Annotated in this window: 16 protein-coding genes; 8 read left to right on the top strand and 8 right to left on the bottom strand. The window is 36.8% G+C overall.

Going from position 1 to position 13,910, the window contains the following annotated elements; translation table 11 throughout:
• The first annotated feature begins 113 nt into the window (after nucleotides 1–113).
• Nucleotides 114–1,160, top strand: coding sequence for a DUF3800 domain-containing protein (locus tag ADHAQ_RS0100080; protein WP_026461211.1), 1,047 nt, complete (start codon nucleotides 114–116; stop codon nucleotides 1,158–1,160).
• 117 nt (nucleotides 1,161–1,277) lie between these two features.
• On the opposite strand, the gene ADHAQ_RS0100075 is transcribed toward ADHAQ_RS0100080, so the two are convergent.
• The 3 genes from ADHAQ_RS0100075 to ADHAQ_RS0100065 all read right to left on the bottom strand — a co-directional run bounded on the left by ADHAQ_RS0100075 (nucleotide 1,278) and on the right by ADHAQ_RS0100065 (nucleotide 3,380).
• Entirely contained in the window at nucleotides 1,278–1,733 is a 456-nt protein-coding gene (locus ADHAQ_RS0100075) for a DoxX family protein (RefSeq protein ID WP_026461210.1), read from the bottom strand.
• Between the two features lie 64 nt (nucleotides 1,734–1,797).
• Nucleotides 1,798–2,364, bottom strand: coding sequence for a Crp/Fnr family transcriptional regulator (locus ADHAQ_RS0100070; RefSeq protein WP_026461209.1), 567 nt, complete (start codon nucleotides 2,362–2,364; stop codon nucleotides 1,798–1,800).
• 641 nt (nucleotides 2,365–3,005) lie between these two features.
• Nucleotides 3,006–3,380 (bottom strand): hypothetical protein, encoded by a 375-nt coding sequence (locus ADHAQ_RS0100065; protein WP_026461208.1) that lies wholly within the window; start codon nucleotides 3,378–3,380, stop codon nucleotides 3,006–3,008.
• Nucleotides 3,381–3,640: 260 nt separating this feature from the next.
• Between ADHAQ_RS0100065 and ADHAQ_RS0100060 the strand changes: the two genes are divergently transcribed.
• Entirely contained in the window at nucleotides 3,641–4,756 is a 1,116-nt protein-coding gene (locus tag ADHAQ_RS0100060) for a Fic family protein (protein ID WP_211240560.1), read from the top strand.
• 27 nt (nucleotides 4,757–4,783) lie between these two features.
• Here ADHAQ_RS0100060 and ADHAQ_RS0100055 read toward each other — a convergent pair whose 3' ends face one another.
• The 5 genes from ADHAQ_RS0100055 to ADHAQ_RS0100035 all read right to left on the bottom strand — a co-directional run bounded on the left by ADHAQ_RS0100055 (nucleotide 4,784) and on the right by ADHAQ_RS0100035 (nucleotide 7,821).
• Nucleotides 4,784–5,143 (bottom strand): DUF3703 domain-containing protein, encoded by a 360-nt coding sequence (locus tag ADHAQ_RS0100055; protein WP_026461206.1) that lies wholly within the window; start codon nucleotides 5,141–5,143, stop codon nucleotides 4,784–4,786.
• A gap of 119 nt (nucleotides 5,144–5,262) precedes the next feature.
• On the bottom strand, nucleotides 5,263–5,658 hold the full coding sequence (locus ADHAQ_RS0100050) for a DUF6010 family protein (RefSeq protein WP_026461205.1): 396 nt from the start codon (nucleotides 5,656–5,658) through the stop codon (nucleotides 5,263–5,265).
• A gap of 134 nt (nucleotides 5,659–5,792) precedes the next feature.
• A complete protein-coding gene (locus tag ADHAQ_RS0100045; protein ID WP_026461204.1) occupies nucleotides 5,793–6,410 on the bottom strand; it encodes a hypothetical protein in 618 nt (205 codons plus the stop codon).
• A gap of 16 nt (nucleotides 6,411–6,426) precedes the next feature.
• Nucleotides 6,427–7,017, bottom strand: a complete 591-nt coding sequence (locus ADHAQ_RS0100040; RefSeq protein ID WP_026461203.1) for a hypothetical protein — start codon at nucleotides 7,015–7,017, stop codon at nucleotides 6,427–6,429.
• A 3-nt stretch (nucleotides 7,018–7,020) separates the two neighbouring features.
• Nucleotides 7,021–7,821, bottom strand: coding sequence for an alpha/beta hydrolase (locus ADHAQ_RS0100035; RefSeq protein WP_026461202.1), 801 nt, complete (start codon nucleotides 7,819–7,821; stop codon nucleotides 7,021–7,023).
• Between the two features lie 967 nt (nucleotides 7,822–8,788).
• On the opposite strand from ADHAQ_RS0100035, the gene ADHAQ_RS0100030 reads away from it, so the two are divergent.
• From ADHAQ_RS0100030 to ADHAQ_RS0100005, 6 genes are all read left to right on the top strand, one after another.
• Complete coding sequence (locus ADHAQ_RS0100030) at nucleotides 8,789–9,805, top strand: DJ-1/PfpI family protein (RefSeq protein WP_211240559.1); 1,017 nt, start codon at nucleotides 8,789–8,791, stop codon at nucleotides 9,803–9,805.
• Between the two features lie 91 nt (nucleotides 9,806–9,896).
• Nucleotides 9,897–10,814 carry a GlxA family transcriptional regulator gene (locus ADHAQ_RS0100025; protein ID WP_026461200.1) on the top strand — a complete coding sequence of 306 codons (918 nt, stop codon included), beginning with the start codon at nucleotides 9,897–9,899 and terminating at the stop codon, nucleotides 10,812–10,814.
• 242 nt (nucleotides 10,815–11,056) lie between these two features.
• Nucleotides 11,057–11,518: a DoxX family protein gene (locus ADHAQ_RS0100020; protein WP_026461199.1), complete on the top strand. Its 462-nt coding sequence runs from the start codon at nucleotides 11,057–11,059 to the stop codon at nucleotides 11,516–11,518.
• Nucleotides 11,519–11,608: 90 nt separating this feature from the next.
• Entirely contained in the window at nucleotides 11,609–12,184 is a 576-nt protein-coding gene (locus ADHAQ_RS0100015) for a Crp/Fnr family transcriptional regulator (protein WP_026461198.1), read from the top strand.
• A gap of 62 nt (nucleotides 12,185–12,246) precedes the next feature.
• Complete coding sequence (locus ADHAQ_RS0100010; protein WP_026461197.1) at nucleotides 12,247–13,017, top strand: MBL fold metallo-hydrolase; 771 nt, start codon at nucleotides 12,247–12,249, stop codon at nucleotides 13,015–13,017.
• Nucleotides 13,018–13,238: 221 nt separating this feature from the next.
• Nucleotides 13,239–13,718: a GNAT family N-acetyltransferase gene (locus tag ADHAQ_RS0100005; protein WP_211240558.1), complete on the top strand. Its 480-nt coding sequence runs from the start codon at nucleotides 13,239–13,241 to the stop codon at nucleotides 13,716–13,718.
• The last annotated feature ends 192 nt before the right edge of the window (nucleotides 13,719–13,910 follow it).

Below are 13,910 nucleotides of genomic sequence, written 5' to 3'. Positions count from 1 at the left end.
TTACAAACGTCCGTTTATAAACCTTGACGATCAATTGGGTAATAAATTCAACGGGTACTCCAAATAGTTTTAGTTCCTTAAAGGAATTTCTAACCTAATCACGAACAATAGTTATGCAACACCTGCACATCTACCTCGACGAATTTGGCAACACCAGCCTGAACCTGGAAAAAGCCGGCACCTTTTCCCATTTCGTACTCACAGCCCTCTTGATTGATGAAAGTAAATTAGAACAGGTCCGGGACTTGCCGAAAGAAATTAGTCGGCGCTATTTTAAAAGACATCCGATTAGATCCAGCCGGATCACCAATGATGAATCCGGTTTTCAAAAGCGGCTGGATATTTTACAGGAACTGCGGCGCCTGGACTTCCTGATCTTAAGTTTGGTTATCAATAAAAGTAAGGTAACCGGGGAAGGGTTGAATCAGAGTGATGTATTTTACAAATACTTTAATCGCATATTTTTAAAACAATTCCCAAAGAATTTTGCCTCTTTTTCCATTCATGCTGATGAGTTGGGTTGGCCGGAGTTTAGACGCAGCCTGCAACACTATATCAATACCAAAGTTATTCAACGTGATTTGTTTACCCCGGACCGTACGTACCGACTCGTGGAAGATTGTCTGGAAGAGCTCTTGGTACAATTGGCTGATTTTATCAGTGGCTGCCTGGGGAAAATATATTGCACGAGTCATAGCCACGAAAAAGCTGCTTATTTATTTGATTTACTGCATGACCGGACTTTTGTCGATTTTTACCCGTTCGAGGAATCGGATTTTTCGCTCGCTATTCCGGTGCAGGATCAAGAGAAAAATGACCTGATTGCCAAGATTGCCGCGGCTTTAGCAGAACAGCATCGGCTTTCCAACGAAGCACAAGCTGTATTGCAATACCTTTACCTAATGTTCCGGACGGCTCCCGACCGACTGATTGAGAAATACGAAATTATCGAAAAGGTTAAAAAGTCCTTTCCTAATTTCACCGAACACCATTTACGGTTATGTATTCAGCAGTTACGGGATTATGGGGTATTAATTTCCAGTATCCAGGGGAAATCCGGCTATAAGCTGCCGGATAGGGTGGAGGACATTGCCGGCTTTTACAATCGCTACCTTAATAGCATAGTACCAATGATTAACTGGTTAGTATATGAAAAGTAGGCGATTTCGAAGCACTAAATTTTCGGATAAACAAAAGCTTTGATACGAGCCAAAAGCCTTGAATTTATTACAGTTCGCCTATTTTTTATATATATTGTTAGCCACTGGCTTTTTTCTTTAAAAGATTCGGATTGAGCAAAAATAAGTCCAAGCAATAAACAGAAATTGTAATGGAATTCTTAACCATAGATAGGAAAGACCATTTCCATTAAATGTCCCTTTTTGATAATCCACATTATTAATAGAAGCATAAACATTCGCTGGTAAAATCAATACTAGAAAAACAATCAAAGTCCATCCACTAATCACTTTTAATTTAGGAATAAGCAAGCCAATTGCTAAAAGAATTTCAAAAATTCCTGTGAGATATACAAGGTTTGTTTTGAAAGGGATAAATTGTGGTATCATCATTGACATTCCTTTAGTAAATGTGAAATGTCCAATTGCCGTAAAACATAACATTATTGACATTGCTATTCTTGCTGATAAAGCAAAATCATAATCCCTATTGACAATTTTTATCACGAAAACTGCAATTACAAAGCTTGATAAAAGTACTACTAATGGTTTCATATTGTCTTCTTTTTATTCGCTTACAAAATTCATAAATGATTTTAGAGTTGACAATGAATCCAAGTTAAGTAATTCGTTTGCGTATCCTACTTAAAGCTTGAGGTGTAACACCAATATAAGACGCAATATATTTTAATGGAATTTGTTTCAATAATTTCGGACGTTCCAAGAACAAGTCCAAATAACGTTCTTCTGCTGTTTTGTTTAGTAGGGAAATTTCTCTTTTCGCCTTTATTAAAAACATGTTCTCCGCCATTCTCCGACCAATTAAATTTCCGCTTTCGGTTTCTTTATAAACCTCTTCAAGGTCTTTGAACGATATTCGCCACAAAGTTGTGTTTGTCAGCGTTTCTATTTGATAATGAGAAGGGGTTTGGGTAATAAAGGAATCATAAGCAGTCACAAATTCGTTTTCAAATAGAAATCCAAAGGTTAATTCATTTTCTTCTTGTGGAATATAAAGTCTTACTATCCCTTCAGATATAAAGGATAAGTAGTTCTCAATCGCTCCCAATTTTATTAAGGGTGAATTTTTATTTAATTTTTCCTTATACAATTTTGAAGAAAAGTAATCCCAATCAGAATCGCTCATTGGATAAATATTGTCAATGAACTTTTTAATTTCTTCCATTCTGTCGATTTTTCAGCTTGTGGCTAACGGATAAATATCTGTAACCGCAAATTAATGGTTAATAGCTTACAGGAGGTAGATCTATTACAAAGCAATTCTACTTTTTCCCTTTTGCATGAATTGATTAAGACGCTGGATAAAGGAAAACAACAACAGCAAATTATTCCTTCACCGCATATACTACCACACCCATCATTTTGAATTAATTATATAGGTTGAAATTACATTAGCCGCTACAATATACAACTGGAATAAGTAACTATTTAATAGCATTTTTATTTATTAGCTAAATTAAATGTGACCGGATAATAGAAGTCTTTGTATTGGGTAGATAGTGTTAAATGATATATAAATTAATATATTAATTTGTTAACAAATCAAAATACAATTAGCTTTATTTCAAACACTTATTATTTTTTAATAAACATTATTTACATTTTGTAATTATGTATTAGCCCTGTTTCTCCTTGTTTTTTATTATTGAAAGGTATATGGTATAACCCCAGAAGAGTGGGCATTAGAGAATATAGATAAACCCGAATTCCCTACTTTTAACATGTCCTAAATATGGGAAGAGCTCAATAAAAACAAAAGCCAGCAAAAGCTGGCTTCAGGTAAAATAGTGGTAGGTAAAGTAAAGGTTATTGAATAGCTAATAAGTTAGCTTGTGTAGCCGCTAAATAAGCAGAGAAGGCTTTCTTTTGCGAGTCGTTTAATAAAGCACTTACTTTTGCAGTATAAGCATCTTTAATTTGTTGTAATTGGATATGTAGCTCGGCAGCATCTGTATATGTTTGTTTAGCTGCTTGTAAATCTGCTAACTCAGCTCCGGTTAACTTCTTAATCTGGATGTATTCAAATTCGTTGAAACGAAGCAGCTCCTGTAATTGGCGGACTTCTACTCTTACCTGCTGATCTAAAGTAGCATCAAATCTTTTCTGATCCACAGTTCCATTAGCAAATCCTACTGTTGAAAGTACTAATGTGAAGGCTAGTAGTAGTAAGTTCTTTTTCATATCATTTATGCTTTTTATCTCTGTTGTGCTTGTTTGATATTCAAATGTACGCTACTTAATATTGCCTGTTTTTATATTTCGTTTAACCTATATGACCTCTAGGTAAACCTGCCTTTTTGCCCGATAAATAAAGTGTTCATATTGCTAATTAATGAGCAAGAATAAGAGCACATGCGGAGAATAACTAGTGTTTTCTTCGCATTTATTATGTAGATAATACTCCTCCATGCGGAGAATATTTGTTATATTTGACGCAAAATATGCGAAGAATGCGTTATATCCACCAACAACCTAATTGGCCGGCATTTACCTGGAACCAGGAAAGCCTAGGTCAACTTTTAGTAAATGTTCGTTATAAACAAGGCCGTTTGCTTGGCCGCATGGAAGGGCTGGGTTTTCAATTACAAGCAGAGGCCTCACTACAAACGCTGACGCAGGATGTTTTGAAATCCAGTGAAATAGAAGGCGAAATCCTGAACCCGGACCAGGTGCGTTCTTCCATTGCCAGACGTTTAGGAATGGAGGTAGCCGGGCTGGTTCCTTCTGACCGGAACGTCGACGGAGTAGTAGAAATGATGTTGGATGCTACCCAGCGTTATGCTGATGAACTTTCGGAGGATCGTTTATTTAACTGGCATGCAGCTTTGTTTCCAACCGGGCGAAGTGGCATGTATAAAATTGTGGTGGGTAACTGGCGCAATAATACCAAAGACGACCCGATGCAGGTTGTATCAGGAGCCATGGGGCGGGAGCGGGTGCATTACCAGGCACCGGATTCCGAATTGCTGGAAACGGAAATGCAAAGTTTTTTACATTGGTTTAATACGGAAAAAGATCTTGACCCGGTGCTGAAAGCCGGCATCGCGCATTTGTGGTTTGTTACCATTCACCCCTTTGATGATGGCAATGGCCGGATAGCCAGGGCTATTACGGATTTACAATTGGCCCGTGCAGATGAAAGCGCCCAACGGTTTTACAGTATGTCGGCGCAAATCCGTTTAGACCGAAATGCCTACTATGATATATTGGAAAAAACGCAGAAGGGTACCTTAGATATAACAGAATGGTTGGAATGGTTCCTGCAATGCTTAGACCGATCTTTGTCGGCGACCGATATAACCCTGGCTAAGGTAATCCGAAAAGCGAAGTTTTGGGAATACCACAAAACAAGCACGCTAAATGAGCGGCAAAAAAGTATGTTGGATAAATTATTGGATGGGATAGAAGGCAAGCTCAATTCTTCCAAATGGGCTAAGATGGCAAAGTGCTCTCAGGATACGGCTATCCGGGATATCCAGAATTTAATTGAACGGGGAATACTGGAGAAGGAAAAAGGAGGAGGAAGAAGTACAAGCTATGCCTTAATAGTGATCTAAAACGGCTATATCAGATTTAAAAAATTTCTAAAGCTTAAATATGTCCTGCAATTCCTTATCTATGGGAAACGGCTTTAAAGGTGGCACATTCGCTCCTCCTGGGTTTCCAATTGGAACCCTTCCTATAAATGATTTTACCCCTCCAAAAATCAGTCTTGGTATTTGGCCAATTATCTCTTTCCTACTTTTAATTTTAATTCCAAATTGTAGCATTTTCCAATGGACATGAGAATGGGCAAATGGATAAAGTTGTCCTATAATATGGGCTCTTTCTAAATGAGTCCAGGCTTTTGTTAGATTTCCTTTTAAACATTCGCTTTTGTAATTATTTAACTCTAATTCGTAGTAAAATTTGAGGCTATTTGGTAATGAAGTATAAAATTTCATATCTGCTTCTTATTTGATGTTATACAACTTAAGGCTAAATGATGTAATCTCATCCTTATTACCGATACTTGCGGCAAACACCTGCTGCCTGGCTTTTTAATTCTTAGTTTCTAGGTTTATTATAGATCAACCCTTTGTGGTTTCTGCGATTCAACTCTTAAATAGAAATAAAAGGCTAAAATAAAATCTATGGTTAAACAAAATATATCATACCCTTCTGGGACGATCGAACTAAAAAGTGGAAAAGTCAGATCCCACAATCCGTGCAGAAGTAAACCAATTATGATAAGGGTAAAATTATTTTTATACCCGAAATAAGCAAGCAATAAAAAGACAGCAACTCCGATAATACTAAATATTAAAGATGGGATATCTTTCCAAGAAAAACCAATATAAATAAAGGCTATCCCAACTAATGTCAAAGCGCCTATTAGCCGTTTTTCTAAAAACCTAAGAACTTCAAGTAACCCAATAATAACAATCGTTGTTATAAGGCCAATGTAAAAATTATTCATTGTTAAAAGTTGGTTACGTTATCATTTATCCTTGGCTAATATTGGCTGCCCCCGTTTTGTATTAGAATGCTTATTTGCCAACCTGCTACATTGAAAACCTTAAATGCTTTTTAGCTATTTGGTTAGGTGTTGATTTATTTCCCAATCAGAACATTGTATTCTTTTGGTATTGTTACTCCGTGAAAATGGTTTGTTAATCCAAAAAATATTACTGTTGTCAAAATAAAGCCTAATAATAAAATCGCAGTTGCTTGCCTGGTTGGTGTTAAAAATAAAATTGTGTGTTTCATTTTTTTGACATGAATCGCTGCTATGTGTCCGAAAAAGGAAATAATGGCAAGTCCGTAGTAAGGAATAAAAAATAAGTTTAGCGGAAAGGTGTTCAACCCAGCCACTCCAAAGTAGAAATTTGTGTCAAGGCGTAAAAAGAAACGTCCTCCTAAAACGGCAGTTAAATGGATAATAAAGAATATTGCTAAATACAATCCCGTCCAAACATGAAGTTTATCATAGTTGTTAGCTACTATCTTTCTGTTGATCCTAAAAAGCTTTAGCCCAGATATTATTTGAATAAGTACAGCACACAATAAAACCGTTTCTACAAAAATGTTCCGGTACATATATCGTAAGGAATGCATTAAGGCAATGTGCTGGTCGGCACCAAAAACGCTCCAAACATGGTTTAATAAATGAAGCCCGATGAAAATCGTCATGGTAACTCCTGAAATGTAGTGAAGTTTCCTTGTTGTCATAGTTTTATTGTTTAGGTTACAATGCTCCAGGTAGCTGGAAACCAATCCCAATTTCTATGTTAGCCGTTTCTAACATATTGGAAATACCATTATTTAAGGGAAGATAGAGCCGACCACTAAAAAATCTCTTTCCTTTACCTTTTTTTAGATTATACAAAATGCCATAATCAGGAGAGAAGGCGGAGGTTTTAGAAGTAAATGCAGGTCCCAGTTGCTCATTTACTAAAGTGCCGGAGTAACTATTATATTTTAATCCGCCGAGTACAAAAAAATTGTGAGAGGCACTTCTTGTAACGATTGCAGTTCCAAGCCCAAACTTCTGAAAAATAGTATAGCTATGGTTTTGTTTTACATCTGTTATGCGGTTGTTGGAAAAGTCGAAAGCTAGTGCACTATGCGAAACTAAAGCAATTTTATTTTTCAGGTTATACTGGATTAGATTCGTGGACCGGATGTCCCTGCTACCTAATAAGGAATATAACTTAGTGCCCATTCCTGGCTCAATAGTTAATTTACGGGTAGGGTATGGTTCAACTTCTTTTTTACTTTGACCATGAGCTATCCGGATGGTTGTAAGAATAATCAATAGAGTTAATAGCTTTTTCATTATTTATCTATTTTCAAAATAATATTTAATTGCTTGCTCGATGCCCGGGTTTCTAGAGGAAATATGATCTTTACCAGGTACTAAATGAAAAGTGGTTTTAGTATTGGTGTAAAATGATTGTAATTGCTGATGGAGAAAGTCATTGCCCGGAATAAGTCCTTTTTCCGTACCTCCTAAGCTTATAAATACCAGTTGTGGCTTTCCCCTGATTGTGGGCCTGGCTTCTTTTTCATATTGGAGTACGATGGAGTTATCATAAAATAAAGAAGGGCTTAACAAAAGATAATTTCCAAAAACATCATTGTGCTTGGTAAAGGCATATGCTCCCAATAGGCCTCCGAAGGAATGCCCAAGTATGATTCGTTTGTTTCTGGCCGGGTCTGCTCTAAACTCGCTTTCTATCTTAGGTATTAATTCTTTTTGAATAAAATTCAGGAATTGGGCACTGCCTCCCTTTCCATGATTAGTAGGTGTTGGCGTGTAGTCCGTATTTCGGGAATTACCACTTCGGTATTTGATACCTACTACTATTACATTCTGCTTGTTAAGGTCTTTACTGGTTTGGTCACATATTTTTGTCACATACTCCTCAACTTGTTCTGCATCTAGAACATACAGGCTCGGATAGCTTCCAGATGATGTATGATAATCTTCTGGTAATTTGACGGAGATGGTATAATCAATTCCTGTTTCTTTAGAGGATAGATTGATTGATTTAACAAGATCAGGATTGACAACTTCTTTTTTACAACCGAAAAAGGTTAATAGTGCAGTTGCAAATAAGAAATAAAGTAACTTTTTCATAATCCTATGCCTAATGTTTATAATTTGGATAGGACAAAATTAGGGATAGGGGGAACCGGGCCTATTATAGAATTTTAGCTATATCTTATAAAATTCAATCCGAAAGAAAGTAAGTGGTTTTATTCTACTTAAAGTTTTCTTGCCGAAATAAAATATTATAGATTTCTATTTTTGGATGCCGGATTAACACCAGCAAATTGTTAATACCAGTAAATACCCATAACAACAATAATGTAAATCCGCCAGGGAACCTACCGGACTACTATGAATGCTATTGAATTAGCAACCGGATATAACTTGCTTTCTAGGCTACCTAATTACATTAAGAATGTTTTAAAGGCAAGGCAGATACTGGGCTTACGCAATAAATCTTGTAAATATTAGGTAATAATAAAGTCAAGGAGCCCTGGCAAAAGCTGGGGTTTGTTATTTATAAGAAGAACAATATATTTACTGGAGTAAGGTATATTTTCTTTATCATTTTTTGGTCGTTTCGTGAGACACAATATTTCAGGACTAGACATACTGCATGTGGGCTGCTTGGGGGTGGTCAGTTTGAACCGAAATCCCCTGCTCTCTTTTGCCCGAATCAGATGGTCAATTTTACCGAAATATCTATGCATACCAGGAATGAAACAGGATTTTACCACAAGTTGTCCGCTATGGACGCTAACCTGTCCTTTCTTCTCCTTCCCAAACGTCTAAATTTGCATCATGCTCTGAGAGGATAACCTTGGTTGGATTTTCTTTCCTAGCAATATGTGTAAGCTTTGATAATCAAACAATGGGAATGAATAAAATACTGGGCGTATCGATTTATAGTATAACCGGCATAATAGTGCTTGGCCTCGTTTTGTACTTGGCTCTTCAACCGGTTATAGCGCAAGACTTGAAAGTTTACCAGGGCAAGCATGACTTTGTCTGGAGTCATCCAAGGGTTGACCCAAAAAAGAAGACCATCTTTATCATGGGGGATAATGACGGTACAGAGATGTTTGACCTTTTGGCACCCTTTTATTTATTTAATGCGACAGAGAAGGCCAACGTATATGTAGTTTCAGAAAAGAAAGCCCCCATTTTACTGGTTAACAGTCTTTTCATTTTACCCCATTTCTCTTTCTCCGAAATAGATTCCCTGGGCCTCACGCCCGATGTGATTGTCATTCCTAATCTAACGGTTCATCTTAAAACGCCGCCAAAAGCAGCGAATGTGAACTGGATCAAGAAACTTTATACCGGAGAAAACACCATACTCGCTATCTGTGACGGAGCTGCGACAGCTGCTGCCACCGGTATTTATGACGGAAAACCTATCACCACCCACTCAAGCGACTGGAAGCAGTTAAAAAAGCAGTTCCCTAATGTGGGCTGGGTACAGGGTGTCAGTTATACCAGGAACAAAAATCTGTACAGTACCGCAGGTGTTTCAAACGCTACAGAAGGAAGTCTGGCTGTCATCGAGGAGCTGTTTGGAGACCAGGTAATGGAAAAAGTCAAAAAAGATGTACGCTATCCCCATCGTGATATTAAAAAAGATCACCAAAACCGGGTGGTAAATATGGCCGCGGTGATAACCATTGTAAAGAAAATTTTATTTAAGCACGATCGCGACGTAGTTTTTCTGCTGCAGGACGGTGTCAATGAATTTGAACTAGCTACGGTGCTGGATACCTATTCCCGCACTTTCCCGGGTTCGCTCAATACCTTTGGGGGTGGCATTCCGATTTTTAAATCCAAATATGGGTTAACTTTACTGCCTACTGCCCAACAACTACCAGATAAGCCTTTAGATGAATTACATATTCTAAGACCGGATGCATTATCCAAAACAGCAGAAAACAGCCTGCCTCACAAGGAGCTTGTCACTTATGACAAAGATTCTTTACAGTATCTGTTTGTAGTTTGTATGGATAGGATTCAACTGCTGTACGGAAGGAATTTTGCCAAAACCGTCAAGCTTATGTTAGACTATGATTTAAACTAAGCTCCTGGAAGGCTGCCCTTCTTTTGCCTTTTTTCACCTCCTTTATTACAGGATATTTGAAACCTTTAAAGTCGAACTTTAAGATGCCCCTATGAAAATAGCTTTTATTATACCCCCTCATGTTGAACTGTTAGATTTGGCGGGTCCCATGCAGGTTTTTACAGAAGCCAAATGTTCTGGCCTGGATGTTAATTTAGAATTTTATTCCTTCCAGGCTAAAAACGTAAGCACTGCTGGATTACCGATGGGAGAGGTTTTGGATTATAAAGCCGCCTCTTTAGAAGAAGGAGACTTTCTTTTTATTCCGGGGATGGAATATGACTACCTGAACAGCCCCGCATTCAAAGCCGAGGTAGGCTTTTTCGATTGGGTGAAAGAAACAGCGAATAAGGGGGTAACTATTTGCTCTGTGTGTAATGCCGCCTATATTTTAGGAGAAGCCGGTTTGTTGAACCACCGGGAATGTACGACCCATTGGCGAAGGGTAAAGGATTTACAAGACCGGTTTCCGCTGGCAAAAGTGATTGGTGATGTATTGTATGTGAAGCAAGATAATATATATACGAGTGCCGGGATTAGTGCGGGTATAGATTTGGCCTTGTCTGTTTTGGAGGACCTGAAGGGTGCCTTTTTTACCCACCAAATAGCGCGCGGGCTGGTAGTATATCACAGGAGAAGCCAAAAACACAAACAAGAAAGCATATACCTGGATTACCGAAACCATCTTAATCCCCAAATCCATGAAGTGCAGGATCATTTAGTAGCGAATTTGGCCGGTGACAATAGCATCGAGACATTGGCATCCCTGGTAGCCATGAGCCCCCGGAACCTGAGCAGAGTTTTTAAGGAGAAAACGGGAACCACTATTTTGGAATACCTTACCCAGTTAAGGTTGGAAAGGGCGAAAACGCTTCTAAACAACCCCTATTATACAGTTGACTACGTGGCTCTCCAGTGTGGTTTCAAAACACCTCGGCAATTACAAAAGATTTTAAAGGAGCAACGATAGCCTACAAGGACTCTGGTATGAATGAGGCAGAAAGCAAAAACCTGTAATCGCAACTGGTAAGGCGAATATACTTTTTTATCATTTACCTATTTAATTAATTTTCAATACCCTAACCAAAAACTGAACTGCCGCCCAAAGTGGATATAAACACCACTGCTGGCGTTTAGCAGTTAGTTAGTGGTCAGGTAACAATCGACTCTGAAACAAGAGACAGATATAAATGACAATAACAAACTAAATAAATGAAACCTTTAATAGTTTTACTTTCAGTATTTGCAGTTTCACTTTTGACGACAAAATTTGTTCGTGGTAATTTTGAACTTGCGTTATCAGGACGAATAGCAATGGCGGCAATGCTTGTGTTTACCGCTGTAGCACATTTTGTATTTACTAAAGGAATGTCAATGATGTTACCCGACATTATTCCATACAAAACAGAAGTAGTTTATTTGACAGGCATTATTGAAATAGCAGCAGGAATAGGACTTTTTATTCCCAATCTCAGAATTGTTACAGCGTGGCTGTTAATTGCATTTTTTATACTAATACTTCCCGCAAACATTTATGCAGCAGTAAAACATATTGATTATCAAAAAGGAACTTATGAAGGAAATGGACTTTCTTATTTGTGGTTTAGGGTTCCATTGCAAATTCTTTTTATTGTTGGGACATATTTTTCAGCTATAAAGACAGACGAAATATAATACAAATAAGAAGCGAGAGGGCTAGTTGACAGTTTTTGCTCCGACACCCGCCCGAACACAAAGCCCGGAACCGTTACTTACAAGCTAAGAATGTCAACCTTCACAGAAGTTTCAAAATTTTTTAAAACTGAATATCCATTAAATCAGCATGGACTAGAAGAACTATTCTCGTTATTTAGGATAGAAAAATATAAAAAGGGAAGTTTATTAATTCAAGAAAATACCAAAGAGAAACAACTTCGGTTTCTCAACAAAGGAATAGTCAGAGAATATTATTCTAATGAAGGAAAAGAAATCAATATTAATTTTTACGTAAAACCTCAATTTATTTCTGATTTATTGGCGTTTAGTCAAAACTCTATTACAAAAAGAAATCAAGAGTGTCTTTCTTCTATAGAAATTTTGAGTATTGAAAGACAACCATTTCTGAATCTATTAGAAAAATATCAATGTGGCAGATCCATTGTTGATTCATCATTTCAAAAATTATTAAAACAAAAAGAAATGCTTGAATATAATCGTACTACGAAAAATCCAGACGAATTATATAAAGAACTATTTATTTATAAACCTGAATGGTTACAATCTATTCCACAGTACCATATTGCATCATACTTGAATATGACTGCGGAAACACTAAGCAGGATAAGGAAACGTATTTCTTGATTTGAATCAATGGAAACGATACATTTTGTAGGGATTTTTGTATATAACTTAAATCCCATAAAATGTTAAAGATTCATCATCTCAGGAATGCTTCTATGATCTTGGAAACAGAGAAAGACGTAATTCTAATCGACCCAATGTTAGGAGAACAAGGAATAATGCCAACTTTTACTCTTTTTAGGCACAAAGCAAGAAAAAACCCTACAGTTCCTCTCCCTAATAATAGCAATTTGATCCTTGAAAAGGTAACACATTGTTTGATAACACACCAACATCCAGATCATATTGATAGCAAAGGAATTAAGTTTTTAACTAGAAAAAACGTTCCTATTACTTGTAGTATAAAGGATGAAAAAGCATTAAAAAAAAGAGGATTGAATGTTGTTCAAGCTTTAAAAGACTGGGATAATCAACCTTTTTTAGGAGGAACCATTGAAGGTATCCCAGCAAGGCACGGTTACGGGTTTGTAGCTAAACTAATGGGAAGTGTTACTGGATTCTATATAAAACTGCCCAATCAAAAATCAATTTATCTAAGTTCTGATACAGTTTATACAGATGCTGTTGATACAGTTTTAAAAACTTATAACCCAGAAATTAGTGTTTTAGCTTGTGGTGCTGCTCAGTTTGATTTATTTAAACAGCTTATTATGAATGTCGATGATATCCTAACGTTTGTAAAAAACACTTCAGGAAAAGTCATTGCAAACCACATGGAATCTATAAACCATTGTCCTTTAACCAGAGAGGAATTAAGAAGAATATTGAAAAGTAATGGATTAATAGATAGAGCCTTCATTCCAGAAGATGGTGAATCAATAACTGTAAATTAAGCCTGTATGTAGGTAACACTTTATAAAAATAATAGCGGTTTTAGTATAATTCGAACTATATATTTTACTATCAAATTAAATATTAGATTGATAAGAAATAATTTAAAATCCGCTACTATTCTTATACTAAACGTTATCTGCCATTTTAAGGCAGACCAAAAGCCGACAATCTATAATGAGTTAAATAACAAATGACAATACAAAATAGTGCACCTGAGGACATGAGCGAAATTCTCAGGCTTTACGAAATCGCTAGAAGCTTTCAAAAGACTAAGGGAGTTGTTCTTTGGCCGGAGTTTGACAAGACACAAATCGAAACAGACATCTTTGAAAGAAGACAATGGAAAATTGTCATTGATAATCAAGTTGCTTGCATTTGGTCGACAACCTTCCATGACCCACAAATATGGGAAGAAAGAAATAAGGACCCTTCCGTTTATATTCATCGAATTGCAACTAATCCAATTTTTAGAGGACAAAATCTGGTTTGCCAAATTGTTAGTTGGTCGAGAAATTACGCAGAAGAAAATGATAAAAAGTTTATCCGTATGGACACTGTAGGTGAAAACAGAGGACTTATTAACTATTATCAAAAATGTGGTTTTGAATTTTTAGGACTTTTGAAGTTAAAAAATACAGATGGTTTACCAGCACATTATAACAATGCGACTGTAAGCTTATTTCAAATTACATTAGACTAAATAACAAAAGTGAAGAAAAAAACGGCAGGTAAAAGAATGTTTAAATTATGCTCGGCTGACGTGCTTCTCGACGTTTTATGACTTTTATTTACTTCAGTGCAGCTCGATAGGGAAGTGCTTTTAAGCGGGCACGATATAAACGCTTAACGTTACCTGCCAATTTATAATTAAATAAAACAATACAATTTATAG

The organism is Adhaeribacter aquaticus DSM 16391, assembly GCF_000473365.1.
GTDB classification, from domain to species: domain Bacteria; phylum Bacteroidota; class Bacteroidia; order Cytophagales; family Hymenobacteraceae; genus Adhaeribacter; species Adhaeribacter aquaticus.
Note: the sequence above shows the minus strand (reverse complement) of the source record. Positions and strands in the feature narration are given on the sequence as shown.